Source organism: Cryptosporangium japonicum (assembly GCF_039524755.1).
In the GTDB taxonomy this organism is placed as follows: domain Bacteria; phylum Actinomycetota; class Actinomycetes; order Mycobacteriales; family Cryptosporangiaceae; genus Cryptosporangium; species Cryptosporangium japonicum.
Genome location: NZ_BAAAGX010000006.1, coordinates 73,400 through 98,622, shown reverse-complemented (window position 1 = coordinate 98,622; position 25,223 = coordinate 73,400). Strand labels below are relative to the sequence as shown.

30 protein-coding genes are annotated in these 25,223 nt (G+C 70.3%); 26 read left to right on the top strand and 4 right to left on the bottom strand.

Translation table 11 applies throughout. From position 1 onward, the window contains the following. Positions 1 to 41 precede the first annotated feature (41 nt). From rpsH to ABD437_RS05260, 19 genes are all read left to right on the top strand, one after another. Positions 42 to 449, top strand: coding sequence for a 30S ribosomal protein S8 (gene rpsH, locus ABD437_RS05350; protein WP_035857813.1), 408 nt, complete (start codon positions 42 to 44; stop codon positions 447 to 449). An 8-nt stretch (positions 450 to 457) separates the two neighbouring features. Continuing rightward, the gene (gene rplF / locus ABD437_RS05345) at positions 458 to 997 is read left to right on the top strand and encodes a 50S ribosomal protein L6 (protein ID WP_344647616.1); all 540 of its coding nucleotides are present in this window, start codon (positions 458 to 460) and stop codon (positions 995 to 997) included. After that, positions 997 to 1,392 carry a 50S ribosomal protein L18 gene (rplR, locus tag ABD437_RS05340; RefSeq protein ID WP_344647615.1) on the top strand — a complete coding sequence of 132 codons (396 nt, stop codon included), beginning with the start codon at positions 997 to 999 and terminating at the stop codon, positions 1,390 to 1,392. Before rplF ends, rplR begins: the two co-directional genes overlap by 1 nt. A 40-nt stretch (positions 1,393 to 1,432) precedes the next feature. Then, positions 1,433 to 2,029 (top strand): 30S ribosomal protein S5, encoded by a 597-nt coding sequence (gene rpsE, locus ABD437_RS05335; RefSeq protein WP_344647614.1) that lies wholly within the window; start codon positions 1,433 to 1,435, stop codon positions 2,027 to 2,029. A gap of 1 nt (position 2,030) precedes the next feature. Continuing rightward, the gene (gene rpmD / locus ABD437_RS05330; RefSeq protein ID WP_344647613.1) at positions 2,031 to 2,213 is read left to right on the top strand and encodes a 50S ribosomal protein L30; all 183 of its coding nucleotides are present in this window, start codon (positions 2,031 to 2,033) and stop codon (positions 2,211 to 2,213) included. 4 nt (positions 2,214 to 2,217) lie between these two features. Next, positions 2,218 to 2,667 (top strand): 50S ribosomal protein L15, encoded by a 450-nt coding sequence (gene rplO / locus ABD437_RS05325; protein WP_344647612.1) that lies wholly within the window; start codon positions 2,218 to 2,220, stop codon positions 2,665 to 2,667. A gap of 280 nt (positions 2,668 to 2,947) precedes the next feature. Beyond that, positions 2,948 to 4,279, top strand: coding sequence for a preprotein translocase subunit SecY (secY, locus tag ABD437_RS05320; protein WP_344647611.1), 1,332 nt, complete (start codon positions 2,948 to 2,950; stop codon positions 4,277 to 4,279). Continuing rightward, positions 4,279 to 4,929, top strand: a complete 651-nt coding sequence (locus tag ABD437_RS05315; RefSeq protein ID WP_035857806.1) for an adenylate kinase — start codon at positions 4,279 to 4,281, stop codon at positions 4,927 to 4,929. Before secY ends, ABD437_RS05315 begins: the two co-directional genes overlap by 1 nt. A 65-nt stretch (positions 4,930 to 4,994) precedes the next feature. Continuing rightward, positions 4,995 to 5,816: a type I methionyl aminopeptidase gene (gene map, locus ABD437_RS05310; RefSeq protein ID WP_344647610.1), complete on the top strand. Its 822-nt coding sequence runs from the start codon at positions 4,995 to 4,997 to the stop codon at positions 5,814 to 5,816. Positions 5,817 to 5,839: 23 nt separating this feature from the next. Continuing rightward, positions 5,840 to 6,280 carry a DUF1707 SHOCT-like domain-containing protein gene (locus tag ABD437_RS05305; RefSeq protein ID WP_344647609.1) on the top strand — a complete coding sequence of 147 codons (441 nt, stop codon included), beginning with the start codon at positions 5,840 to 5,842 and terminating at the stop codon, positions 6,278 to 6,280. A 183-nt stretch (positions 6,281 to 6,463) separates the two neighbouring features. Then, the gene (gene infA / locus ABD437_RS05300; protein ID WP_035857803.1) at positions 6,464 to 6,685 is read left to right on the top strand and encodes a translation initiation factor IF-1; all 222 of its coding nucleotides are present in this window, start codon (positions 6,464 to 6,466) and stop codon (positions 6,683 to 6,685) included. Positions 6,686 to 6,746: 61 nt separating this feature from the next. Continuing rightward, a complete protein-coding gene (rpmJ, locus tag ABD437_RS05295) occupies positions 6,747 to 6,860 on the top strand; it encodes a 50S ribosomal protein L36 (protein ID WP_035857802.1) in 114 nt (37 codons plus the stop codon). Between the two features lie 186 nt (positions 6,861 to 7,046). Beyond that, positions 7,047 to 7,427 carry a 30S ribosomal protein S13 gene (gene rpsM / locus ABD437_RS05290; protein WP_344647608.1) on the top strand — a complete coding sequence of 127 codons (381 nt, stop codon included), beginning with the start codon at positions 7,047 to 7,049 and terminating at the stop codon, positions 7,425 to 7,427. A 51-nt stretch (positions 7,428 to 7,478) separates the two neighbouring features. Then, positions 7,479 to 7,883 carry a 30S ribosomal protein S11 gene (rpsK, locus tag ABD437_RS05285; RefSeq protein WP_035857800.1) on the top strand — a complete coding sequence of 135 codons (405 nt, stop codon included), beginning with the start codon at positions 7,479 to 7,481 and terminating at the stop codon, positions 7,881 to 7,883. 32 nt (positions 7,884 to 7,915) lie between these two features. Then, positions 7,916 to 8,542 (top strand): 30S ribosomal protein S4, encoded by a 627-nt coding sequence (rpsD, locus tag ABD437_RS05280; RefSeq protein ID WP_344647607.1) that lies wholly within the window; start codon positions 7,916 to 7,918, stop codon positions 8,540 to 8,542. An 84-nt stretch (positions 8,543 to 8,626) separates the two neighbouring features. Beyond that, a complete protein-coding gene (locus ABD437_RS05275) occupies positions 8,627 to 9,649 on the top strand; it encodes a DNA-directed RNA polymerase subunit alpha (protein ID WP_035857798.1) in 1,023 nt (340 codons plus the stop codon). 63 nt (positions 9,650 to 9,712) lie between these two features. Then, positions 9,713 to 10,348: a 50S ribosomal protein L17 gene (gene rplQ / locus ABD437_RS05270; protein WP_344647606.1), complete on the top strand. Its 636-nt coding sequence runs from the start codon at positions 9,713 to 9,715 to the stop codon at positions 10,346 to 10,348. Then, positions 10,345 to 11,214, top strand: coding sequence for a tRNA pseudouridine(38-40) synthase TruA (gene truA, locus ABD437_RS05265; protein ID WP_344648155.1), 870 nt, complete (start codon positions 10,345 to 10,347; stop codon positions 11,212 to 11,214). Before rplQ ends, truA begins: the two co-directional genes overlap by 4 nt. A gap of 11 nt (positions 11,215 to 11,225) precedes the next feature. Further along, complete coding sequence (locus ABD437_RS05260) at positions 11,226 to 12,455, top strand: hypothetical protein (RefSeq protein ID WP_344647605.1); 1,230 nt, start codon at positions 11,226 to 11,228, stop codon at positions 12,453 to 12,455. A gap of 30 nt (positions 12,456 to 12,485) precedes the next feature. Here the strand turns inward: ABD437_RS05260 and pgm are convergent, their stop codons facing one another. After that, positions 12,486 to 14,129: a phosphoglucomutase (alpha-D-glucose-1,6-bisphosphate-dependent) gene (pgm, locus tag ABD437_RS05255; RefSeq protein ID WP_344647604.1), complete on the bottom strand. Its 1,644-nt coding sequence runs from the start codon at positions 14,127 to 14,129 to the stop codon at positions 12,486 to 12,488. 61 nt (positions 14,130 to 14,190) lie between these two features. Between pgm and ABD437_RS05250 the strand changes: the two genes are divergently transcribed. Continuing rightward, positions 14,191 to 15,810: an ABC-F family ATP-binding cassette domain-containing protein gene (locus ABD437_RS05250; protein ID WP_344647603.1), complete on the top strand. Its 1,620-nt coding sequence runs from the start codon at positions 14,191 to 14,193 to the stop codon at positions 15,808 to 15,810. 22 nt (positions 15,811 to 15,832) lie between these two features. Here ABD437_RS05250 and ABD437_RS05245 read toward each other — a convergent pair whose 3' ends face one another. Together ABD437_RS05245 and ABD437_RS05240 are read right to left on the bottom strand one after the other, a co-directional pair. Then, the gene (locus ABD437_RS05245; protein WP_344647602.1) at positions 15,833 to 16,573 is read right to left on the bottom strand and encodes an ABC transporter permease subunit; all 741 of its coding nucleotides are present in this window, start codon (positions 16,571 to 16,573) and stop codon (positions 15,833 to 15,835) included. After that, positions 16,570 to 17,265, bottom strand: a complete 696-nt coding sequence (locus ABD437_RS05240) for an ABC transporter ATP-binding protein (protein WP_344647601.1) — start codon at positions 17,263 to 17,265, stop codon at positions 16,570 to 16,572. The genes ABD437_RS05245 and ABD437_RS05240 overlap by 4 nt, the downstream gene beginning before the upstream one ends. Positions 17,266 to 17,367: 102 nt before the next feature. Between ABD437_RS05240 and ABD437_RS05235 the strand changes: the two genes are divergently transcribed. After that, complete coding sequence (locus ABD437_RS05235) at positions 17,368 to 18,573, top strand: sensor histidine kinase (protein ID WP_344647600.1); 1,206 nt, start codon at positions 17,368 to 17,370, stop codon at positions 18,571 to 18,573. Positions 18,574 to 18,598: 25 nt separating this feature from the next. Continuing rightward, positions 18,599 to 19,270 (top strand): response regulator, encoded by a 672-nt coding sequence (locus ABD437_RS05230; RefSeq protein ID WP_344647599.1) that lies wholly within the window; start codon positions 18,599 to 18,601, stop codon positions 19,268 to 19,270. Here ABD437_RS05230 and ABD437_RS05225 read toward each other — a convergent pair. Further along, positions 19,267 to 21,021 carry a hypothetical protein gene (locus tag ABD437_RS05225; protein ID WP_344647598.1) on the bottom strand — a complete coding sequence of 585 codons (1,755 nt, stop codon included), beginning with the start codon at positions 21,019 to 21,021 and terminating at the stop codon, positions 19,267 to 19,269. The genes ABD437_RS05230 and ABD437_RS05225 overlap by 4 nt on opposite strands. A 212-nt stretch (positions 21,022 to 21,233) precedes the next feature. Here ABD437_RS05225 and rplM point away from each other — a divergent pair, with 212 nt between their 5' ends. The 4 genes from rplM (at position 21,234) to ABD437_RS05205 (ending at position 25,183) form a co-directional block, all read left to right on the top strand. After that, on the top strand, positions 21,234 to 21,677 hold the full coding sequence (rplM, locus tag ABD437_RS05220) for a 50S ribosomal protein L13 (RefSeq protein WP_035857788.1): 444 nt from the start codon (positions 21,234 to 21,236) through the stop codon (positions 21,675 to 21,677). 38 nt (positions 21,678 to 21,715) lie between these two features. Beyond that, on the top strand, positions 21,716 to 22,123 hold the full coding sequence (gene rpsI / locus ABD437_RS05215) for a 30S ribosomal protein S9 (RefSeq protein WP_344647597.1): 408 nt from the start codon (positions 21,716 to 21,718) through the stop codon (positions 22,121 to 22,123). A 207-nt stretch (positions 22,124 to 22,330) separates the two neighbouring features. Continuing rightward, entirely contained in the window at positions 22,331 to 23,674 is a 1,344-nt protein-coding gene (glmM, locus tag ABD437_RS05210; RefSeq protein ID WP_344647596.1) for a phosphoglucosamine mutase, read from the top strand. A 93-nt stretch (positions 23,675 to 23,767) separates the two neighbouring features. After that, the gene (locus ABD437_RS05205; protein WP_344647595.1) at positions 23,768 to 25,183 is read left to right on the top strand and encodes a phosphatase PAP2 family protein; all 1,416 of its coding nucleotides are present in this window, start codon (positions 23,768 to 23,770) and stop codon (positions 25,181 to 25,183) included. Positions 25,184 to 25,223: the final 40 nt, after the last annotated feature.

The following is a 25,223-nucleotide window of genomic DNA, read 5'->3' as shown; positions in this document are numbered from 1 at the left end:
CCGAAGGCCTTCGGGAACCGCGGCGAGAAAGGCATGAACCCATGACGATGACCGACCCGATCGCAGACATGCTCACGCGTCTGCGCAACGCCAATTCGGCGTACCACGACCGGGTGACGATGCCGCACTCCAAGCTGAAGGCGCACGTCGCCGAGATCCTCCAGCAGGAGGGTTACATCTCCGGCTGGAGCGTGGCCGACCCGGCCGAGGGCGCCGTTGGCAAGGTCCTCACCGTTGACCTGAAGTACGGCCCCAACCGGGAGCGGAGCATCGCCGGCCTGCGGCGTGTCTCGAAGCCCGGCCTGCGGGTGTACGCGAAGTCCAACAGTCTGCCCCGCGTGCTGGGCGGCCTCGGCGTGGCGATCATCTCCACGTCGTCGGGCCTGCTCACCGACCGGCAGGCGACCAAGCGTGGAGTGGGCGGGGAAGTCCTCGCCTACGTCTGGTAGGGGAGAGCATGTCACGCATCGGTAAGCTGCCGATCCCGGTGCCTTCCGGCGTCGACGTCGCGATCGACGGTTCGACGGTCACCGTGAAGGGCCCGAAGGGCACTCTCACCCACCAGGTCGTCGAGCCGATCTCGATCGGGCGCGGCGACGACGGCACGATCGAGGTGTCGCGTCCGAACGACGAGCGTCGCGCCAAGGAGCGTCACGGGCTGACCCGGACGCTGGTCGCGAACATGGTCGCCGGCGTCACCAACGGGTACTCGAAGACCCTGGAGATCCAGGGCACGGGTTACCGCGTCACGGCCAAGGGGTCCGACCTCGAGTTCGCGCTCGGGTTCAGCCACCCGGTCGTCGTCCGGCCGCCCGCGGGCATCACGTTCCGCGTCGAGAAGCCGACCCAGTTCGTGGTCGAGGGCATCGACAAGCAGCTGGTCGGCGAGGTCGCCGCCAACATCCGCAAGATTCGTCCGCCGGAGCCCTACAAGGGCAAGGGCGTTCGCTACCAGGGCGAGAACGTCCGGCGCAAGGCCGGAAAGGCAGGTAAGTGATGGGTGCGAATCTGCTTCACCGCAAGTCCGGTGCCGGCGTCTCCGCCGTGCGCCGGGTGGGCAAGTCGCGCCGCCACTTCCGCCTGCGGAAGAAGGTCGTCGGCACCGAGGCGCGTCCGCGCCTTGTCGTCACCCGGTCGACCCGGCACATCTACGCCCAGGTCATCGACGACAACGCCGGCCGCACGGTCGCGTCGGCGTCGACCCTGGACGCGTCGATCCGGGGCGGGGACGGCGACAAGTCGGCCCTGGCCAAGAAGGTCGGTGCGCTGGTCGCCGAGCGGGCCAAGGCCGCCGGCGTCGACGCGGTCGTGTTCGACCGTGGCGGCAACAAGTACCACGGGCGGATCGCGGCTCTGGCCGACGCCGCTCGCGAAGGTGGGCTGGAGTTCTGATGATCACCAGCACCGACAAGAGCTACGAGGGGAACGTCTGATGCCTGGTCAGCAGCGCCGAGGCGGTGGAGGCGGCGAGCGCCGGGACCGCCGCGACGGCGGGCGGGGCGGGTCGGCCCCGGAGAAGTCGCCGCACATCGAGCGCGTCGTCGCGATCAACCGTGTCGCGAAGGTCGTGAAGGGTGGTCGTCGCTTCAGCTTCACCGCGCTGGTCGTGGTGGGCGACGGTGACGGCACCGTCGGCGTCGGTTACGGCAAGGCGAAGGAGGTGCCGGCCGCCATCGCCAAGGGCGTTGAGGAGGCCAAGAAGCACTTCTTCAAGGTGCCGCGGATCGGCTCGACCATCGCTCACCCGGTTCAGGGTGAGGACGCCGCCGGCGTCGTCCTGCTCAAGCCCGCCAGCCCCGGTACCGGTGTCATCGCCGGTGGTCCGGTGCGCGCGGTGCTGGAGTGCGCCGGTATCCACGACATCCTGAGCAAGAGCCTCGGTTCGTCGAACGCGATCAACATCGTGCACGCCACGATCGCGGCGCTGAAGATGATCGAGCGCCCGGAGGCCATCGCGGCTCGCCGCGGTCTCCCGCTCGAGGACGTCGCTCCCGCGGCACTGCTGCGGGCGCGGGCCGGAGGAGAGTGACATGGCTCGTCTCAAGGTCACCCAGATCCGGTCGACGATCGGCACCAAGCAGAACCACCGCCACACGCTGCGGTCGCTCGGCTTGAAGCGGATCAACGACGTCGTCGTGAAGGAAGACCGCCCCGAGATGCGCGGCATGGTTCAGACCGTGCGCCACCTCGTGACGGTCGAGGAGGTCGAGTAACGCCATGGCCCTCAAGGTTCACCACCTGAAGCCGGCCCCGGGCGCTCACACCGCGAAGACCCGGGTGGGTCGCGGTGAGGGTTCCAAGGGTAAGACGGCCGGTCGCGGTACCAAGGGAACCAAGGCCCGCTACCAGGTTCCGGCGCGCTTCGAGGGTGGGCAGATGCCCATCCACATGCGACTGCCGAAGCTGAAGGGCTTCAAGAACCGGTTCCGGGTCGAGTACCAGGTCGTCAACCTGGACCGGCTCGCCGAGCTGTTCCCCGACGGCGGCGAGATCGGCCCGGAGGAGCTCGCGCTCGCCGGTGCGGTCCGTCCGGGTCGTCTGGTCAAGATCCTCGGCGACGGCGACCTCGGTGGCGTCAAGCTCACCGCGTCGGCGCACAAGTTCTCGGCCACCGCCAAGGAGAAGATCGAGGCCGCGGGCGGTACCGCGACCGCGATCGAGCAGTAACAGCACCTCTCAGCAACACCGTGCCGGCCCGGGCGGAACTCGCCCGGGCCGGACTCCGTTGGTTCGTATGGCTTCGTCAGCGCCTTCACAGGCGCGTTGTGCTCACGGCAGAGTTCGGCGTGGGCCATCGGAGACCAACTGACTGTTAGAGTCGCACCACAGGCCCGCGCCTGACGGCGGAGCGGGCTGCCCCGACCACCGGGCCGCGGCCGACCCCCACGGGTCGCCGGCCCAGACCGATCAGCGGGCCACGACGATGGGTCCGTGCGCAGGAGGACTTGTGCTCGCCGCCTTCGGTAGGGCGTTTCGTACGCCCGACCTGCGCAAGAAGATCTTCTTCACGCTGTTCATCATTGCGATATACCGAGTCGGCGCCACGCTGCCGTCGCCAGGCGTTTCGGTCACGAACATCAACAAGTGCATCGAGCAGCTCAACACCGGTGGTGGCAGCGAGGTACTCACGCTGCTGAACCTGTTCAGCGGTGGAGCGCTCCTGCAGTTGTCGGTGTTCGCGCTCGGCATCATGCCGTACATCACCGCCAGCATCATCCTGCAGCTGCTCGTCGTGGTGATTCCACGACTGGAGCAGCTCCGCAAGGAGGGCCAGGCGGGACAGGCCAAGATCACGCAGTACACGCGTTACTTGACCATCGGCCTGGCGATCCTGCAGTCGACGGGCTACATCGCCCTGGCCCGTAGCGGCAACCTCTTCCAGGGCTGCACGCTCTCGGTGATCCCCACCAACACCGCCCAGCCGCAGTGGCTGACGCTCACGACGCTGGTGCTGACGATGACCGCCGGTACCGCGGTCGTGATGTGGCTCGGTGAGCTGATCACCGACCGCGGCGTCGGCAACGGCATGTCGGTGCTGATCTTCACCTCGATCGCGGCGCGCATGCCGTACGAGGGCAACAACATCCTGGAGACCAAGGGCGGTCTCGTCTTCGGCATCGTGCTCGTGATCGTCCTGGTCGTCATCGCCCTGGTCGTCTTCATCGAGCAGGCTCAGCGCCGCATCCCGGTGCAGTACGCGAAGCGGATGATCGGGCGCCGGATGTACGGGGGCACCTCCACCTACATCCCGCTGAAGGTCAACCAGGCCGGTGTCATCCCGGTGATCTTCGCCTCGTCGCTGCTGTACCTGCCGCAGTTGTTCAGCCAGCTGGGCAACCCGGACGACCCCGGATCGGTGCAGAAGTTCGTCGACAAGTGGATTACGCCGGCGGACTCCTGGGTTCACATCGCGCTGTATTTCGGTCTGATCGTCTTCTTCACGTACTTCTACGTGGCGATCACGTTCAATCCGACCGAGGTCGCGGACAACATGCGGAAGTTCGGCGGATTCGTGCCCGGCATCCGGCCCGGTCGGCCGACCGCGGAGTACCTCGGCTACATTCTGAGCAGGATCACCCTTCCCGGGTCGATCTACCTGGGTATCATCGCGGTTCTTCCGAACTTGTTCATTTCCCTACTCGACGACGGCGGCAACAACACGCAGAACTTCCCCTTCGGGGGTACGGCGGTACTGATCATCGTCGGTGTCGGTCTCGAGACCGTTAAACAGATCGAGAGCCAGCTCATGCAGCGCAACTACGAAGGTTTCCTCCGCTAGTGCGGCTGGTACTGGTCGGCCCCCCAGGTGCGGGCAAGGGGACTCAGGCCGAGTTCATCGCAGCTCACCTCGCCGCGCCCAAGATCTCGACCGGCGACCTGTTCCGCTTCAACGTGGGTCAGGGCACGCCGCTGGGCGTCGAGGCGAAGAAGTACATGGACGCCGGTCAGCTCGTGCCGGACGAGATCACGATCAACATGGTTCGCCAGCGGCTGGCCGAGCCGGACGCGGTCGACGGGTTCCTGCTCGACGGGTTCCCCCGTAACGTCCCCCAGGCCGAGGTGCTCGACGACATGTTGAAGGAGCTCGGCGTCAAGATCGACGTCGTGCTCGAACTGGTGGTCGAGGATGACGAGGTGATCCGCCGGCTGTCCGGGCGGCGTACCTGCCGGGGCTGCGGGAAGATCTGGCACGTCGAGTTCGATCCGACGACGGTCGAGGGTGTCTGCGACCGGTGCGACGGTCAGCTGTTCCAGCGTGACGACGACAAGCCGGAGACGATCGCCAAGCGGCTCGAGGTCTACCACGAGCAGACCGAGCCCCTGGTCGACTTCTACAGCGCCCAGGGCAAGCTCGTCGGCATCGACGCCACCGGTCCGGTGGAGGACGTCACCGACCGGGCGATCGACGCGCTCGCGCCGTTCGAGTAAGCAGCGTTCACGGAGGGCCGGGGTGCAGAGCACCCCGGCCCTTTTCGCGCGCTACTGTCGGAAGTGTGTTCAGGACGCAGGAGATCCAGCTCAAATCACCCGCCGACATCCTCTTGATGCGTGAGGCGGGCCTGGTGGTCGGCAAGACCCTGGAACGGCTGCGCGAGGCGGTGGCCCCCGGCGTGTCGACCGGCGAGCTCGACGCGATCGCCGAGGAGTCGATCCGGTCGATGGGCGGCATCCCGTCGTTCAAGGGCTACCACGGCTTCCCGGCGTCGATCTGCGCGTCGGTGAACGACCAGGTCGTCCATGGCATCCCGAGCAAGGGCCAGGTCCTCGAGGACGGCGACCTGATCTCGATCGACTGCGGCGCGATCGTCGACGGCTGGCACGGCGACTCGGCGATCACGGTCGGCGTCGGCACCGTCGATCCCGCGTACCTGGAGATGGCGAAGGTCTGCGAGGACGCGATGTGGGCGGGCTTCGCGGCGGCACACGTCGGCGGCCGCCTGACCGACATCAGCCACGCGGTGGAGAAGGCCGTGCGTGCCGGCGGCAAGTTCGGCATCGTGAAGCACTACGGCGGGCACGGCATCGGCACCGAGATGCACCAGGACCCGCACGTGCTCAACTACGGCAAGCCCGGCCGCGGCCCGAAGCTCCGCGTCGGGATGGCGCTCGCGATCGAACCGATGATCACGATGGCCGACCCCGACACGGTGGAACTCGAGGACGGCTGGACGGTGGTGACCGTCGACGGTTCGCGGGCGGCGCACACCGAGCACTCGTTCGTGTTGACCGAGGACGGCCCGTGGGTGCTGACCGCGCTCGACGGCGGCGTCTCCCGCCTCGGTGACGCGGTCACCAAGCAACAGTCGCGCGGGTAGCGAGGGCGAGCGACACTGGACGTATGTCCGCGCCCTTACCCGACGTTCCCGAGCCGAGGCAGCCTTCCCTCCGGGTCGGGGATGCCGAGCGCCAGGTGGTCGTCGACCGACTGAAAGCCGCACTCGACGAGGGGCGGCTCGATCTCACCGAGTTCGACGAGCGGTCGGCGCTGGCGTACGCGGCCCGGACCGAGGCCGACCTGGTGCCGCTCACCGCCGACCTGCCGGCCCAGCCGGGGCGCACGCCGCGGCCGCCGGTGCCGGGCAGCGAGGCGTCGGTTCCGCGTAAGCGCCGGCTGGGGAGTACCGAGGCCACCTGGCTGCGGATCGCCATCATCCTGACCGGGATCTGGGCCATCACGAGCGTCAGCCGGGGCGAGTTCGTCTTCTTCTGGCCGATCTTCCCGCTCGGTGTCTGGGGCCTGTTCATCCTGGCCAACCGGTTGACCGGCCGGCGTCACTGAGGGCCGGTTTGGCGGGTCAGACGTCGACGACGTAGACTTCATTGCTGGCGCGTTGCGTCTGTTCTTCCCGTGCGTCTGAAACACCAAATCGCGCGGGGGACGCGGCTGAAGACCTGACGTGCCTCACTTGAGTTTTACCGCCGGTGCCTCCGGGCCCGGAACGACGTCACGATTGCGGAGGACATGCCCAAGAAAGACGGGGCCATCGAAATCGAAGGCCGGGTAGTCGAGGCGCTGCCGAACGCGATGTTCCGCGTGGAGCTGCAGAACGGCCACCTCGTCCTGGCTCACATCTCCGGGAAGATGCGGCAGCACTACATCCGCATCCTGCCCGAGGACCGGGTAGTCGTGGAGCTCTCGCCCTACGACCTGTCCCGTGGGCGCATCGTCTACCGCTACAAGTAATCGACAGCAGCGCGCTGGTCCCTCACGGCTGGCGGCGTTTTCTAGGAGATGGCGAACAGCCGTGAAGGTCAACCCGAGCGTCAAGCCGATCTGTGACAAGTGCAAGGTGATCCGCCGTCACGGCCGGGTCATGGTGATCTGCGAGAACCTGCGCCACAAGCAGCGCCAGGGCTAACTGGAGCTAGCTTTTTTGGGCACCGTCGCCCTCTCCTCAGGGCGGTGCTCAGCACTCTCGTAGCACCTCTTCAAAGCGTTCGAGGCGCGTAAGCGTCCCACCCCCGGTCGGAGGCCGGGGCCCGCCCGGGCAGGCGGGACTTCGAAGCGCTCAGACCTCCGTCATACAGAAGGAGTACGCCCACCCATGGCACGTCTCGTCGGCGTCGACCTCCCCCGCGAAAAGCGGCTCGAGATCGCGCTCACGTACATCTTCGGTATCGGCCGGACCCGTTCGCTGGAGACGATCGCGGCGACCGGGCTCAACCCGGACACCCGCGTTCGTGACCTGTCGGACGAAGACCTGGTTCGCCTTCGTGACTACATCGAGGGCCAGTTCAGGGTCGAGGGTGACCTGCGCCGCGAGGTCGCCGCCGACATCCGGCGCAAGATCGAGATCGGTTGCTACCAGGGCATCCGGCACCGCCGCGGCCTTCCAGTGCGCGGACAGCGCACCCACACCAACGCGCGCACCCGTAAGGGCCCGCGCAAGACCGTGGCCGGCAAGAAGAAGCCGGGCAAGAAGTAACCGCCCCGCTGCCCAGCTAGCTACCGCATTTTCTCGAGGAGACTTTTAGTAATGCCACCGAAGAGCCGTGGCGCCGGGGTCAAGAAGGTCCGGCGCAAGGAAAAGAAGAACGTCGCGCACGGCCACGCGCACATCAAGAGCACGTTCAACAACACGATCGTGTCGATCACGGACCCGCAGGGCAACGTGATCAGTTGGGCGTCCGCCGGCCACGTGGGCTTCAAGGGCTCGCGCAAGTCGACGCCCTTCGCCGCGCAGATGGCCGCCGAGAACGCGGCCCGCAAGGCGCAGGAGCACGGCATGCGCAAGGTCGACGTCTTCGTCAAGGGCCCGGGCTCCGGTCGTGAGACCGCGATCCGGTCGCTGCAGGCCACCGGCCTGGAGGTCGGCTCGATCTCCGACGTCACCCCGATGCCCCACAACGGCTGCCGCCCGCCCAAGCGCCGCCGCGTCTGATTCAGCACCACGTAATAGGAGACTGAGGAGAAATGGCCCGTTACACCGGTGCTGACTGCCGGCGCTGCCGGCGCGAGAAGATGAAGCTGTTCCTCAAGGGCAGCAAGTGCGAGTCGCCGAAGTGCCCGATCGAGGTTCGTCCCTACCCGCCGGGCCAGCACGGCCGCGGGCGCACCAAGGACAGCGAGTACCTGCTCCAGCTGCGTGAGAAGCAGAAGGCCAAGCGCATCTACGGCGTTCTGGAGAAGCAGTTCGGCGGCTACTACGTCGAGGCGAACCGCAAGCAGGGCAAGACCGGCGACATCCTGCTCCAGATCCTGGAGTCCCGCCTGGACAACGTCATCTACCGCGCCGGCTTCTCAAAGTCGCGCGACATGGCGCGCCAGGTCGTCCGCCACGGCCACGTCCTGGTCAACGGCGTGAAGGTCGACATCCCGTCCTTCCGCGTCAGCGAGAACGACATCGTCGAGATCCGGGAGAAGTCCCGCGAGCTCACGCCGTTCGTCGTGGCGCGCGCCGAGGCGGGTTCCCGGGGCATCCCGGCCTGGCTCGAGGTTCTCTCCAGCCAGATGCGGATCCTGGTCCACGCTCTTCCGGCCCGGCAGGTCATCGACACGCCGGTCCAGGAGCAGCTGATCGTCGAGCTCTACTCGAAGTAATCGGGAACGGCCGGTGCGTGAGCACCGGCCGTACCATTGGATGGGCGTCATATAGCGGACGCCCTGACCGACAGGAGTCAGTAAATGCTCATCACCCAGCGTCCCGCGCTGACCGAAGAGCAGGTCAACGAGCACCGTTCCCGGTTCGTCATCGAGCCGCTGGAGCCCGGATTCGGCTACACGCTGGGCAACTCGCTCCGGCGCACGCTGCTGTCCTCGATCCCCGGTGCCGCTGTCACCAGCATCAAGATCGACGGCGTCCTGCACGAGTTCACCACCGTTCCGGGGGTGAAGGAGGACGTCACCGAGCTCATCCTGAACATCAAGCAGCTCGTGATCAGCTCCGAGAACGACGAGCCGGTCACGATGTACCTGCGCAAGCAGGGCCCGGGCACGGTCACCGCCGCGGACATCGCGCCGCCGGCGGGCGTCACCGTGCACAACACGGACCTGCACATCGCCACGATCAACGCGAAGGGCCGGCTCGAGATGGAGCTGACCGTCGAGCGTGGCCGTGGTTACGTCTCGGCTGTCCAGAACAAGCAGCCCGGGCAGGAGATCGGCCGGATCCCGGTCGACTCGATCTACTCCCCGGTGCTGAAGGTCAAGTACGCGGTCGAGGCCACCCGTGTCGAGCAGCGGACCGACTTCGACAAGCTGATCATCGACGTCGAGACGAAGAACTCGCTCACCCCGCGGACGGCTCTCGCCTCGGCCGGTTCGACCTTGGTCGAGCTGTTCGGGCTCGCCCGCGAGCTGGACGAGACCGCCGAGGGCATCGACATCGGCCCGTCGCCGCAGGACGCCGCGCTCGCGGCCGACCTGGCGCTGCCGATCGAGGAGCTCGACCTGACGGTCCGTTCCTACAACTGCCTCAAGCGTGAGGGCATCCACTCCGTGGGTGAGCTCATCTCGCGCAGCGAGGCCGACCTCCTCGACATCCGCAACTTCGGCGCGAAGTCGATCGACGAGGTCAAGATGAAGCTGGCCACGATGGGTCTCGCCCTCAAGGACTCGCCGCCCGGGTTCGACCCGGCGAACGTCGTGGACACCTTCTCGGACGCCGACTACGACGGCGCCGACTACGCCGAGACCGAGCAGCTGTAACCCGTTTTCTCCCGTCGGTCCGCTGCGGCCGACGGGAGAGCGGCCAACTGAGGAGCAAGGAAGATGCCCACGCCCACCAAGGGTCCCCGCCTCGGCGGTAGCCCGGCGCACGAGAAGCACCTGCTGTCGAACCTGGCACGGGCGCTGTTCGAGCACGGCCGGATCACCACCACCGAAGCCAAGGCGAAGCGGCTGCGCCCGTACGCCGAGCGGCTGATCACCTTCGCCAAGCGCGGAGACCTGCACGCCCGTCGCCAGGTGCTCAGCCTGGTGCGGGACAAGGACGTGGTCGGTCACCTGTTCGCCGAGATCGGTCCCCGGTACGTCAACCGCCCCGGCGGTTACACCCGGATCGTCAAGACCGAGCCCCGCAAGGGTGACAACGCTCCGATGGCGATCATCGAGCTGGTCGAGGCACTGACCGTCGCGCAGACGGCCGTCGGTGAGGCCGAGCGCGCCCGCGGCACCAAGTTCGCCAAGGACGACAAGGCCGCGGCCCTGTCGGGCGACACCGACGAGACCCCGGCTGCGGACGACTCGTCGGACGCCAAGGCCGAGGCCGCCGAGGCTCGCGCCGAGGCCGCTGAGGCGAAGGCGGAGGCCGCCGAGGCCAAGGCGGACGCGGCTGAGGCGAAGGCGGAGGCCGCCGAGGCCAAGGCCGACGACGCCACTGAGTCTGCTTCAACTGAGAAGGCCTGACGCTGACTGCAGACGAGCCCGCCGTTCCCGGTACTGCCGGGGCCGGCGGGCTCGTTCGTGTCCGGCTGGACCTGAGCTACGACGGCACCGACTTCTCCGGCTGGGCGATCCAGCGTGACCGGCGCACGGTGCAGGGTGAGCTGACCGAGGCGCTGGTGCGTGTCACCCGCACCGACGTCAGCCTCACGGTGGCCGGGCGCACCGACGCCGGGGTGCACGCCGCCGGCCAGGTGGCCCACTGCGACCTGCCCGAGGACGTCTGGGAGACCGTCGGCCCGTCGCTGGTCCGCCGGCTGTCGGGGGTTCTTCCCGGCGACGTCCGGCTGCGCGCCGCCACCCGCGCGCACCCTTCGTTCGACGCGCGGTTCGGTGCGAGGCGCCGCCGCTACCTCTACCGGATCACCGACGCCCCCTGGGGTGCGGAGCCGCTGCGCCGGCGCGACACGCTGGCCTGGCCCCGCACGTTGGATCTGGACGCGCTGCGCGAGGCCGCGGCCGGGCTGCTGGGGGAGCACGACTTCGCCGCGTTCTGCCGTCGCCGGGAGGGCGCGACGACGATCCGTGCGCTGGAGGAGTTCCGGTGGGGCGTGTCGGCCGAAGGGCCGGGGCGGGTCCTGGAGGCCCACCTGGCCGCGGACGCGTTCTGCCACTCGATGGTCCGTAGCCTGATCGGCGCGCTGCTCGCGGTGGGTGAGGGGCGCCGTCCGGCCTCGTGGCCCGCGACGCTGCTCCGCCGCTCCGACCGGGCGAGCGACGTCAGTGTAGCGCCGCCGCACGGGCTGACGCTCGTCGCGGTGGAGTACCCGCCCGACGAGGAGCTCGCCGCGCGCATCGACCTGACGCGCCGGGTCCGCACCCTGACGTAGAAGATGTCCGTGTGACAGACGTGGTCGACTGGTCCCGCCTCACCCACGCCTACGGCAGCGCCGAAGACGTGCCCCTCAACATCGCCGCACTGCGTTCCGACGACGAAGACGTCCGCTACCAGGCGCTCGGTGACCTGTTCAGCAGCATCGTCCACCAGGGCACGCGCTACCCGGCCAGCGCCTACGCGGTGCCGCCGCTGCTCGAGCTGCTGGCCGATCCGTCGGTGCCCGACCGCGCGTTCATCGGGCAGCTCGTCGCGCTGATCGCGATCGGCGGCGACGAAGCATGGCTCCCGGAGACGCTCCCGATCGAGGACCTGCGGGTCGAGTCGATCGGAGGCGAGGAAGCGATGGCGCGTCTCCTGCGCGAGGGCTGGGACGAGCTCAGCATCGACGAGGCGGCCAAGGTCGACGCGTTGGCGGAGGAGCGCGCCTACGACGCCGTCGCGGCCGGCCTGCCGCTGCTCCGGCGGCTCGCGGTGCGACCCGCGGCCGTCGCGGAGGCCGCGGCGGGCGACCGCGTTCTGGTCGGCGCCACGCCGCTGGGCGCGCTGCCCGCCGACGACGGTGTCGCGCTCGTCGCCGCGTACACGATCGGCTGGTTCCCCGACCACGAGCCGGAGCACTCGCTCGCGGTGCTGGACGCGCTGGCGGCCGTCGGTGACGAGGCGGAGACCGCGGTGGCCGTGGTCGCCGCCGGGCTGCTCGGTGCCGCCGGTGGCGAGCGGATGGCGGCCCGCGCGCTGGTCGACACCCGGCCGGTGGTGCGCTGGGCCGGCGCGGTGGCGGCCGCCAAGCTGGACGGCCCCCGCGCCGACCAGCGCGTCGCCCCCGAGTTGCTGCACTGGGCGGGCGGTGGCAGCGCGCCCGACGTCCGGATGCCGTATCTGGACGGGGACCTGGCCGGCTACGCGGCGCTCGCGCTGCGGCAGTTGGGGCGCGAGCACGACGTGGCCGCGTTCAACGCGTTTCTCGCCCGGTTACCGCAGGTCGAGGGTTCGCCCGCGTTGACGATCGCCGGTGAGGCGCTGCGCCTGGCGTGCCCGCACGGCCCGATCGCCGACGGCACGCCGTTCGTCGACCTCGACGACCGGCAGCAGCGCCTGGCCCAGGTGCTGGCGGCCGCACCCGGCCCCTGGTTCTGGGACGGGAACCGTTTCGGCAACTTCGAGATGCTCCTCGGGGAGTACGGCTACCCGAACTCCCACGAGGAGATGCGTACCTACGTCAGCCCTCTCTAGGAAGCACAGTGCGTCCGGCTCTCACGGGCATCAGCCCTTGAGAGCCGTGCCGACGACCTCGCGTGCCTCTTCCTGGATGCGCGCGAGGTCCTCGGGGCCCTTGAACGACTCGGCGTAGATCTTGTAGACGTCCTCGGTGCCCGACGGGCGGGCGGCGAACCAGCCCGACTCGGTCACGACCTTGAGCCCGCCTATCGCGGCGCCGTTGCCGGGCGCCTCGGTGAGCTTCGCGACGATCGGCTCACCGGCCAGCTCGGTCGCGGTGACCTGCTCGGGCGAGAGCTGGCCCAGCCGCGCCTTCTGCTCGCGCGTGGCGGGCGCGTCGACGCGGGCGTAGGCCGGTGCACCGAACCGCTCGGTGAGGGCCGCGTAGTGGACGCTGGGCGTCTTGCCGGTCACCGCGGTGATCTCGGCCGCGAGCAGGTCGAGAATGAGCCCGTCCTTGTCCGTGGTCCACACCCGGCCGTCCCGGCGCAGGAAAGACGCCCCGGCGCTCTCCTCGCCGCCGAACGCGACCGAACCGTCGAGCAGGCCCGGTACGAACCACTTGAAGCCGACCGGCACCTCGACCAGCCGACGGCCCAGCGACTCCGCGACCCGGTTGATCATCGACGACGAGACCAGCGTCTTGCCGATCGCGGCCTCGGCCGGCCACCCCTCGCGGTGCGCGTACAGGTACTCGATCGCGGTCGCGAGGTAGTGGTTGGGGTTCATCAGGCCGGCGTCGGGCGTCACGATGCCGTGCCGGTCGGCGTCGGCGTCGTTGCCGGTGGCCAGGTCGTACTCGGAGCGCCGGCTGATCAGCGACGCCATCGCCGACGGCGACGAGCAGTCCATCCGGATCTTGCCGTCCCAGTCCAGCGTCATGAACCGGAAGTCGCTCTCGACCAGCGGGTTCACCACGGTCATCGCCAGCTTGTACCGATCGGCGATCTCGGCCCAGTAGGCCACGCTGGCGCCGCCGAGCGGGTCGGCGCCGATGCGCAGGCCGCTGGCCGCGATGGCGTCCAGGTCGACGACGTTCGGCAGGTCGCCGACGTACTTGTCGAGGTAGTCGTACTTCGACGTGGTGTCGGCCTGCAGCGCACGCTGGAGCGGGACGCGCTTGACGCCACGCAGCCCGTCGGCGATCAGCTCGTTCGCGCGGTCCTGGATCCACTTCGTGGCGTCGGTGTCGGCCGGGCCGCCGTGCGTCGGGTTGTACTTGAACCCGCCCTCGTCGGGCGGGTTGTGCGACGGGGTCACCACCACGCCGTCGGCCAGGTGCTGGGTGCGCCCGCGGTTCCAGGCCAGGATCGCGTGCGAGAGCGCGGGCGTGGGCGTGTAGCCGTTCCTGGCGTCGATCAGCACGGTGACGCCGTTGGCCGCGAACACCTCGAGCGCGGTGGTCCACGCCGGCTCGCTCAGCGCGTGCGTGTCGCGCCCCAGGTAGAGCGGGCCGTCGGTGCCCTGCTGGGCGCGGTACTCGACGATCGCCTGGCTGGTGGCGGCGATGTGGTCGTCGTTGAAGGCCCGCTTGACGCTCGAACCGCGGTGCCCCGACGTGCCGAACGCGACCCGCTGCTCGATCGCGGCCGGGTCGGGGTGCTCGGCGTAGTACGCCGTGATCAGGTGGGCGACGTCGACGAGGTCGGACGGTTCGGCCGGCTGTCCGGCGCGTGGATTGTTCGACATCGTGCGCTCCTTGAGAAACTCAGGTGACCGGCGGGCGTGGTTCCGGGAGAATCTTCCCCCCGTGGGCTACGTAGAAGCATCGGGGCTCGGGCATACCCTGCCCGACGGACGCGAACTGTTCCGCGACGTGTCGTTCCGGGTGGGGGAGGGCGCAACCGTCGCGCTCGTCGGCGCGAACGGCGCCGGCAAGACGACGCTGCTCCGGATGATCTCCGGTGACCTCGCTCCGCAGGCCGGTTCGGTGGTGCGTGTCGGCGGGCTCGGCGTGATGCGCCAGTTCATCGGCTCGGTGCGTGACCAGACGACGGTGCGTGACCTGCTCGTCGGGCTCTCGCCGGCTCCGTTGCGCGCTGCCGGTGAGGCGCTGGAGGCCGCCGAGCTCGCGATGATGGAGCGCGAGGACGAGCCCACCCAGCTCCGCTACGCCGACGCACTGGTCGGCTGGGGTGACGCCGGCGGGTACGACGCCGAGGTGCTCTGGGACACGGTGACCGTCGCCGCGCTCGGTGTGCCGTTCGACCGGGCCCAGCACCGGATGGTGCGCACGCTCTCCGGCGGGGAGCAGAAGCGGCTCGCGCTCGAAGCCCTGCTCCGCGGGCCGGAGGAGGTGCTGCTGCTCGACGAGCCGGACAACTACCTCGACGTGCCCGGCAAGCGCTGGCTGGAGGACCGGCTGGTCGAGACGCCGAAGACCGTGCTGTTCGTCAGCCACGACCGCGAGTTGCTCGCGCGTACGGCAACGCACGTGGTGACGCTGGAGGCGCACTCGGCCTGGGTGCACGGCGGCGGTTTCGCCAGTTACCACGAGGCCCGTACGGCCCGCCTGGACCGGCTCGACGAGCTCCACCGCCGCTGGAACGAGGAGCACTCCCGGCTGCGTGAACTGGTGCGGACGCTGCAGCAGCAGGCGAAGAACAGCGAAGCGATGGCGGCCAAGTACCACGCGATGCAGACGCGGCTGGCGAAGTTCGAGGAGGCCGGACCGCCGCCGGAGCGCCCGGTGACCGAGAACGTGAAGATGCGGCTGGGCGGTGGGCGCACCGGGGTACGGGCGGTGACGTGCGTGGGCCTGGAGCTGACCGGGCTGATGAAACCGTTCGACCTGGAGGTGTACTACGGCGAGCGGGTTGCCGTGCTCGGGGCGAACGGCAGCGGCAAGAGCCACTTCCTGCGGCTGCTCGGTGGCGACCAGGTCACCCACAGCGGGGCCTGGAAGCTGGGTGCCCGGGTCGTCGCCGGGCTGTTCGCGCAGACGCACGAGCACCCGGAGTGGGTGGGGAAGCCGCTGGTGGACATCCTCGGCCGCGGCTCCGGAACCCGGCGGGGGCTCGATCGCGGACGCGCCATCTCCGCGCTGCGCCGGTACGGGCTGCAGTCGCAGGCCGACCAGGACTTCGCGACGCTCTCCGGTGGCCAGCAGGCCCGGTTCCAGGTGCTGCTGCTCGAGCTGTCGGGGTGCACGCTGCTGCTCCTCGACGAGCCGACCGACAACCTGGACGTGCAGTCGGCCGAGGCGCTCGAGGAAGGGCTGGCGGCGTTCGACGGCACGGTGCTGGCCGTGACGCACGACCGCTGGTTCGCGCGGAGCTTCGACCGGTTCCTGTCGTTCGCCGCCGACGGCGAGGTGCGTGAGACCGACGAGCCGGTGTGGGACTCGGGCCGGGTGGAGCGCGTGCGCTGAGGAGGCGCGTTTCCCGCCGCGGTCAGGCATCGCGCCGGTGCAGGCTGGTGTAGCCGGCGACCAGGGCGGCGGCGGCCCACAGAGCGAGCAGGGCGAGACCGCTCCAGGGGCCGTAGTCGCGGGCCCAGCGCGGATCGCCCTGCGGCCCGGCGAGGTGCATGACCACCCACCCCAGCTGATCGGGCAGGTACTGGGTGACGACACGGACGCCGGGCACGTTGCCCAGGCCCTGCGAGCCGAGCAGGAGCAGCGGCAGCAGCACGCCGAGCGCGACGGTGGAGCTGCGTACCAGGGTGGCGAACCCGAGTGCGAACAGCCCGATCAGGGTCAGGTAGAGCCACGCGCCCGCCGCCGCGGGCAGCGCGTCGCCGAGCGCGGCCCGGCGGGTGCCGAGCGTCGTCTGGGCGAGGAGAACGGACACCGCCACGGTGGCCAGCGCCGTGGCCGCGAGGACCAGCAGTGCCGCGCCGACCTTCGCGCCGAAGAACCGGGCGCGCCGGGGAACGGCGGCCAGCGAGGCCCGGATCGTGCCCGAGCGGTACTCCGAGCCGACGGCGAGCACCGCGAACGCCACCAGCGGGAGCTGGCCGAGCGTCAGGCCGTAGAACGCGACGAAGAGCGGATCGAACTCCCCGATCATCTTTCCGTCGTCGGCGGCCGACCCCAGCAGCGCGCTCAGCCCGCCGCTGACGAGGACCGCGAGCACGAGCGCGATCGGCGTCGAGCGCAGCGTGCGCAGCTTGATGAGCTCGGCCGCGATCATCGGCCGCTCACCAGGCGCAGGAACGCGTCTTCGAGTGCCTCCGTGCCGCGGAACTCCTCCAGCGGGGCGTCGGCGAGCAGCCGGCCGCGGGCCAGCACGAGCAGGTGGTCGGCGGTGAGCTCGATCTCGCTGATCAGGTGGCTGGAGACCAGCACCGTGCGCCCTTCGGCGGCGAAGGACCGCAACGTCTCACGCAACCAGCGGACGCCGGCCGGATCGAGGCCGTTCGTCGGCTCGTCGAACAGCAGCACGGGTGGATCGCCGAGCAGCGCCGCGGCGATGCCGAGCCGCTGCCGCATGCCGAGCGAGTAGCCACCGACCCGTTGGTGCGCCACGTCGCCGAGCCCGACGTGGCCGAGCAACTCGTGGACCCGCGCGGTCGGAACCCGGTTGGAGCGGGCCAGCCAGCGCAGATGTTGATAGGCGCTGCGACCGCCGTGCGCCTGGGACCCTTCCAGCAGCGCGCCGACGTGCCGGAGCGGATCACGCAGGTCGCGGTAGCGCGCCCCGTTCACGAGCACCTGACCGGCGGAGGGGCGGTCGAGCCCGAGGACCATGCGCATCGTCGTCGACTTGCCGGCCCCGTTCGGACCGAGGAAGCCGGTGACCCGGCCGGGGCGCACGGCGCACGTGACGTCGTCGACCGCGAGCACGCGGCCGTAGCGCTTGGAGAGGTTCCGCAGTTCGAGCACGTCGTGGACGCTACGGTGGCCGCCCGGGCCGGTCAGCTCTCGAAAGTTGACGCTGTGGACAACCAAAGCGAACCGGTGACGCGGGCTCGTAGCCTGCTCGGCATGGGATTACTGATTCCCGTCGCCGTGCTCGCCGGCGAGGTGCTCACGGTGGTGGCGCGGCACGGGGTCACGCCGGCCGCCGCGGCCTACGTCGTCGCGGCCGGGCTGACGCTGCTGGTCTCGCGCCGGTACCCGGCGGCGGCGTTCGGGTGCGCGCTCGTCGTCGCGGCGGTCGGTCACGTCGGGTTCGTGTTGCTGCTCCTGACCGCGTTCCGGGCCGGGCGCTCGGAACGGGCGTCGGTGGTGACGGTCGGAGCCGCGGTCGGCGGGCTCGCGGTGCCGGTGACGGCGGCGGCCGCCGATCCCGGGTCGGCGTCGTCGAGCGTCACCTCGTACCTGGTGTTCGTCGTACTCCCGCTGGTCGCCGGGCGTTACCTGCGTCAGCACGCGCGCCTGGTGGCGGCGCTGGCCGAACGGAACCGCGAGCTGGCACAGGCGCAGGAGTTGCGTGCCGCCTCCGAGCGGCTGCGTGAGCGGCTGCGGATCGCCCGTGAGATGCACGACGCGCTCGGCCACCGGCTGGCGCTGATGTCGGTGCAGGCCGGCGCGCTCGAAGTGAGCGACCTGCCGCCCGCGCAGCGGTCGGGCGTCCAGCGGCTCGCCGGTTCGGCGCGCGAGACCCTCGACGACCTGCACGCCGTCGTCGGCGCGCTGCGCCAGGGCGACGAGATCGACGGCCCCGGCCTCGATGCGCTCGACGCACTGGTCGACGAGTGGGTGTCGGCCGGCGTGCCGGTGACGGTCCACCGGAGCCGGCGTGGGGCCACGCTGACGCGTGCGGTGGATCGGGCGGCGTACCGGGTCGTCGAGGAGGGCGTCACGAACGCGGCCAGGCACGCACCCGCGAGCCCGGTCGTCGTGACGCTGGACGAGGAGCCCGACACGCTGCTCGTCACGATCACCAACCCCCGGCCACCCGGGCCCGGGTCGTCCGGAGCCGCGGCCGCGGGGGAGCGTCGAGCGGGTGGGAACGGGCTCGCCGGGCTGCGCGAGCGGGTGGAAGCGCTCGGCGGGTACGTGTCGCTGGTGCGCGACGAGAGCACCGCGCGGCTCGTGGCGCTGCTGCCGACCGTCACCGAACCGCCTCCGCCGCCCGTCGGCACCGAGAGCGCCCGCCACCGGCGGCTCACCGTCGCGTTCGGCGCCGCCACCGCGGTGCTGCTGTTCGGTGTGCTGCCGGCCGCGATGCTGCTCGGCGTCGGATGAGCCGGCCGGTGCCGGGGGAGCCCCGATGACGATCCGGGTGCTGGTGGCGGACGACGAGCCGCTGGTCAGGGCGGGTATCCGCACCGTGCTGGAGGCCACCGACGACCTGACCGTCGTGGCCGAGGCGGCGGACGGGCGCGCGGCCGTGGAGCGCGCGAGTGCCCCCGGCGTCGACGTCGTGCTCGTCGACATCCGGATGCCCGCGCTGGACGGGCTCGGTGTCGTCGACGAACTGCGCCGGTGCCGGCCCGGCGTGCCGGTCGTCGTCTTGACGTCGTTCGGCACCGAGCCGAACGTGCTCCGCGCCGTACGCAACCGCGCGGCGGGCTTCCTGCTCAAGAACTGCTCACCGGCGGAGCTCACCGCCGCCGTACGGGCCGTCCACGCGGGCGAGGCCTACCTGTCGCCGTCCGCCGCCCGCATCGTGGTCGATCAGGTCACCTCGGACGACACCGAGCGGCGCGAGTCGGCCCGAGCGCGGTTGGAGGTGCTCACCCCGCGCGAGCGTGGCGTCGCCGAACTGGTCGCCGAGGGCCTCTCGAACGCCGCGATCGCCGAACGCCTGCGCACCAGCGAGACCACCGTCAAGACCTACGTCAGCCGGGTGCTGACCAAGCTCGGCTGCGCCAACCGGGTCAAGGTCGCGCTCCTGGTGCAGCAGGCGAACCAGGGCCGGTTTCAAAGGTTCAGGCCCTAGCGGCGCTTGTCCAAGGCGTCGATGACGTAGTAGAGGAAGTCCTGGGAGCAGGTGTCGATGACCGGGTCCTTCTCGGCCTTCTTGCCCGACGTGTAGGCGCCGCTGGAGAACACCAGCCAGTGGCCGTACGCCTTGCGGTAGAACCACCAGTCCTTCTTGCCCGACTGCCCTTCGGCGGCGACGTTGTGGCGGCGCGGGACGAAGCTGCCCGCCGTGCTGCCCTTGATCGCGGTCTCGGCCTGGGCGGCGGTCGCGGCGTCCGGGAAGTTCAGCGCGCCGAACGTCACCGCGCAGCTGGTCGTGGTGTTCACCGCGGTGACGCTCGTCACCTCGGAGCACTTCAGCTTCTTCACGAGCGCGACCGCGCCGCCGTCGACGGCCTTGCCGCAGTCGGCGGCCTTGTCCTGACCGGTGCGGTTGTAGCTGCCGCTGGTGGAGAGCGTGTACTTGGGCAGGCTGATGGCCGTGAGTTCGAGCGGCGCCGGGTCGGTCTCGCGGGAGGCGAGCTTGTCGCCCGCTCCGCTCGCCGACGTCGACGGGCTCGCGCTCGCGGGCTCGCTCGGGGACGGGGCTTCGCTCGTCGCGGAGGGCTTCGGGGCGGCCGCCTTGTCGGTCGGGTCGTCGTCCCGGAAGAACAGGAAGCCGCCGATGCCGACCAGTACGAGTACCAGTACGACCGCGCCGGCGATGATCGCGATCAGCTTGCCGCGACCACCGGGCTCCTCCGTCGGGGGCTTGTCGAGCCCGGGGTGGCCCGGGTTCAGGGACGTCGAGCGATCACCCTCCGCGCGGGCCGGTAAACCGCTCCCGTACCCGTAGGAGGAGCCGTACGGATCGCCACCCGGGCCTTCCAGCGGCGGGTACGCCGCCGGCGCACCACTCGAGGGCGCCCCGCCGTAAGGCGGCCCGCTTTGCGGCGCCCCGCCGTAGGGCGGCCCGCTCTGCGGCGCCCCGCCGTAAGGCGGCGCGCTCTGCGGTGCCCCGCCGTAGGAAGGGCCGCCGTAGGGAGGGCCGCTCTGGGGCGCGCCGCCGTACTGGCCGCCGTTGTACGGCGCGCCGCTGTACGGAGGTGCGCTGGGCTGGGCGTTCGCCGGATTGGCACCGTACTGCGTGTCCGCGTAGCGCGGGTCGGCGCCGTACTGCTGCGTGGCGTCGTTGTACCGCGTGTCGCCGTACTGCGGGCCGCCGTACTCCGGTTGCCCGCCGTACTGCTGCTGCTCGCCGTACTGCTGTTGCTGCCCGCCGTACTGCGCGTCGTACTGCGGCTGCGAGTCGTACTGCGGCTGCGCGTCGTACTGCGGCTGGCCGCCGTACTGCTGCTGCTGAGCGTCGTACTGCGCACCGCCGTACTGCTGCTGCTGCCCGTCGTACGACGGTTGCCCGCCGTACTGGTACTGCTGATCGGTGTACTGCTGCTCCGCGTACGGAGCCGGCTGCGCCGAGTAACCCGGCTGCTCCTGATACCCCTGGTAACCACCGGCCTGGTCGGGATAGCCCGCGTACCCCTGCTGCTCGGGCGGCGCGTGCTGACCCGACGGACCCTCCTGGTACCCCGGCCCCTTGGGCGCCGGCTCGAACCAGCTGCGCTCCTGCTCGGGGTACTCCTGCGGCGGGTATCCCGGCGGCTGACCCCCGTAGGGGTACGGCTGGTCGCCCGACGGCGGCTGATTCGCGGGGTCGGGCTCGTCGGCACCGGGCCGACCGTGGGGTGGGCTGTCCCAACCCGGGTGGCCAGGAGGCGGCGTGGTCATGCGCCGAGCCTACTTACCCTCCGCAGCGCCCGTGCGTCGCATCTCGTAGTCTCTTAGCACGGCGCTTTTGACCATGCTCGAATTTGCCGGGTATCCTTGGCTGCTGTTGCGCGCTTCATGCTTCCGCGGGGTTGACTCGCCCGGATCAATTGCGCGCTCAACCGCCGGTGAGCGGCCAGCGGATCCGAGAACTGACGAGACAAGGTAGACCCGTGCGTACGTTTAGCCCGAAGGCCGGAGACGTCCAGCGTCAGTGGCACGTCATCGACGCGAACGACGTCGTCCTCGGACGGCTCGCGACCCACGTAGCGCAGCTGCTGCGCGGAAAGCACAAGCCGATCTTCGCGCCCCACGTCGACACCGGTGACTTCGTCATCGTCGTCAACGCTTCCAAGGTCGCCCTGACGGGCAACAAGCGCGAGACGAAGGTCGCCTACCGGCACTCCGGTTACCCGGGCGGCCTCAAGCGCGTCGGTTACAACGAGCTGCTGGAGACGCGGCCGGAGCGGGCCATCGAGCTCGCGGTTCGCGGCATGCTGCCGAAGAACAAGCTCGGCCGCCAGCTGCTGAGCAAGCTCAAGGTCTACGCCGGCCCGGAGCACCCGCACAGCGCTCAGAAGCCGACGCCGTTCGAGATCAACCAGGTCGCCCAGTAATTCCGCGACATCGCAGCCAGCAGTAGGAGACTTTCAGCGTGACCATCCCTGTCGTCGCGGAGAAGCCGATCCAGACGGTCGGCCGCCGCAAGGAGGCCATCGTCCGGGTCCGGATCGTTCCGGGCAACGGCCAGTTCAAGCTCAACGGCCGCACCCTCGAGGAGTACTTCCCGAACAAGGTGCACCAGCAGCTCATCCGTGAGCCGTTCGTCACCCTCGAGAAGACCGAGCAGTACGACGTCATCGCGAGCCTGCGTGGCGGCGGCATCACCGGCCAGGCCGGTGCGCTCCGGCTGGCGATCGCGCGTGCGCTGATCACCGTCGAGCCCGACGACCGCCCGGCGCTGAAGAAGGCCGGCTTCCTCACCCGTGACCCCCGGGTCAAGGAGCGGAAGAAGTACGGTCTCAAGAAGGCGCGCAAGGCGCCCCAGTACAGCAAGCGCTGATTTTTACCAGGGTTCGACTTTGACCCGGCCGGTGGCGGTCTCGCCACCGGCCGGTGTGTTACACGGGGGGCGGCCTGGTCCGGGGCAGTGCAACGTCGCGCGCCCGACAGGATTGCACTGCTCGACCCATTACGGTCGGCCCCGTGAGGCCAATGAATCCGTACCGCTCCCACGAGCGGTCGTGACCACCGCGGAGTGGCGGGACTGATGGGTCGTCTGTTCGGTACCGACGGAGTACGAGGCCTCGCCAACGGCGACCTCACGCCGGAACTCGCGATGGCGGTGGCCGTCGCGGCGGCGCACGTACTGGCCGGCGTGGAGGGACCACGACCGAAGGCCGTCGTGGGGCGTGACCCCCGGGCCAGCGGCGAGATGCTCGAGGCGGCGGTCTGCGCCGGCCTCGCCAGCGCCGGTGCGGACGTGACGAGAGTCGGCTCGCTTCCGACCCCCGCGGTCGCCCACCTCACCGCCGAGCTCGGTGCCGACCTCGGCGTCATGCTGTCGGCGAGCCACAACCCGATGCCCGACAACGGCATCAAGCTGTTCGCCCGCGGCGGCCACAAGCTCCCCGACGAGATCGAAGACGCGATCGAGGAAGCGATCCGGCACAATGCGGCCCGCGAGTGGACGCGTCCGGCCGGCGCCGGCGTCGGGCGCATCGGTGACTTCCACGACGGCGGCGAGCTGTACGTCGAGCACCTGCTCACCACGCTCACGCACCGCCTGGACGGCATCACGGTCGTCGTCGACTGCGCGAACGGCGCGGCCTCCGCGGTCGCCCCGGAGCTCTACCGGCGCGCCGGTGCCACGGTCATCGCGATCGCGGCCGAGCCCGACGGCCTGAACATCAACGAGGGCGTCGGCTCCACCCACCTCGACGTGGTCCGGAAGGCCGTTCTCGAGCACCACGCCGACATCGGGATCGCCCACGACGGTGACGCCGACCGCTGCCTCGCGGTGGACGCCGAGGGCAACACGGTCGACGGCGACCAGATCATGGCGATCATCGCGCTGGCGATGAAGGACGCCGGGACGCTCACCGAGGACACGCTCGTCGTCACCGTGATGAGCAACCTGGGTCTGACCCTCGCGATGAGGGACGCCGGGATCTCGCTGGTCACCACTGGCGTCGGCGACCGGTACGTGCTGGAGGCGCTGCGCGCGCAGGGCCTCGCCCTCGGCGGTGAGCAGAGCGGCCACGTCGTGATGCCGGCGCACGCCACCACCGGCGACGGCCTGCTCACCGCGCTGCACCTGATGGCGCGGATGGCCTCCAGCGGCAAGACGATCGCCGAGCTGGCGGGCGCGGTCACGCGGCTGCCGCAGGTGCTGATCAACGTCCGGGTGCAGGACAAGGCCGCGGTCGCCGCGGCGGAGTCGGTCGCCGCCGCGGTCGCCGAGGCCGAGCGGGAACTGGGCGAGACCGGGCGGGTGCTGCTGCGCCCCTCGGGCACCGAGCGGCTGATCCGGGTGATGGTCGAGGCCGCCAGCCAGGAGGACGCCGAGGCCGTCGCCCACCGCATCGCGAAGGTCGTCGCCGACGTCGGATAGCGCCCGTCGGCGGTCAGGACCACCAGGTCGTCACGGGGCCCAGGGCGTCGGTTCGACGTGTCGTTCGGGCGCTGAGCGGCAATGGTGACCCGCATGGGTCTCGTACTGCCGACCGCGGACCGGCGGCTGCTGGTCCGCTTCGGGATCGCGCTGGCCGCCGCGTGCGTCGTCGCCGTGCCGGTCGCGCTACTCGCGTTGGTCGTGAAGAACGTCGACGGTCCGGTCGCCGGCCTGGACCTGGGCGTCGCGCGGACTCTGCACGACGTGGCGGTCGCGCACCCCTGGTTCGTCGACGTGCTCGAGACCATCTCGAGCGTCGGGCGGCCGGAGACGTTCCGGCTGGTCGCGACCATCGCCGCGCTCTGGCTGCTGGCGATGGACCGCCCCCGGCTCGCGCTCTGGGCCCTGGTGACGACGTGGGGCGGCGCGCTGCTCGGCGTCGTGCTGAAGGAAGTGGTGGAGCGGGCCCGGCCGGGGCTGCCCGAGGCGGTCGCGTACGCGGACGGGTACTCGTTCCCGTCCGGGCACGCGCTCGGTGCGTTCGTCGGCTGCGCGGTCCTGCTGCTGCTCTGGCTGAACCGGGGGCGCGTGCCCGGAGCCGGCTGGGCCGCGGCGGCGGTGGTCGTGGTCGCGGTGTGCTTCTCGCGGATCGCGCTGGGCGTGCACTACTTGAGCGACGTGATCGGCGGTTGCCTGGTGGGCCTGGGCTGGGTCGCCGCGACGACGATCGTGTTCCGGACCTGGCGCCGCGAAACAGGCGCAGCACACACCCACGTGCTGACCGAAGGCGTCGAGCCCGAGCGCGCCGAGCCCGACGCCGACCCGCGACCGTTGCCAGAATTCCGTGGCGCCGTCGGCGAGATCGCCCACTGGGCGCCACGAATCGTCCTGCCCTGGGCCGGGCTCGTCGCGGTCACGCTCGGTGTGGGGTGGCTGGTGGCCAGGACGCACCCGGACGCCGGGCTGCCCGGCTGGTTCGCCGCGCACCGCACGCTCACGCTCGACGACGTCACCGCGTTCGCGAGCCTGCTCGGCGAGACGTCGACGATCACGATCATCACGGTCGTCAGCTGGCTCGCCGCCCGCCTGGTGTACCGGCGCTGGCTGGAGCCGACCGCGATCGTGCTGGCCGTCGTCGGCGAGGTGTGGGGTTTTCTGCTCGTCTCCGCGATCGTCGACCGCGCCCGGCCGGACGTCCAGCACCTCGACATCGCGCCGCCGACCAGCAGTTTCCCGTCGGGGCACACGGCCGCGACGGTGGCCTGCTACGGCGTGCTGGCGGTGCTGCTCAGCCGCCGGAGCGGTAAGCACCCGGGGCGCTGGCTGGCCGTCGTCGGCGTGCTCGCGTTCCTCGTCGGGCTGAGCCGGGTCTATCGCGGTATGCACCATCCGACCGACGTGATCGCCGGCGCGGCCTATGGGGCGGTGTGGCTGACGATCGTGGTGGTGCTGATGTTGCGGAAATCACCGGCCACCGACCGGCTTACTGTCCGAAAGGTCGAGAGTTAACGCCGAACGTCGCTCTGTGTCATCCCGCCATAGGGGAGCG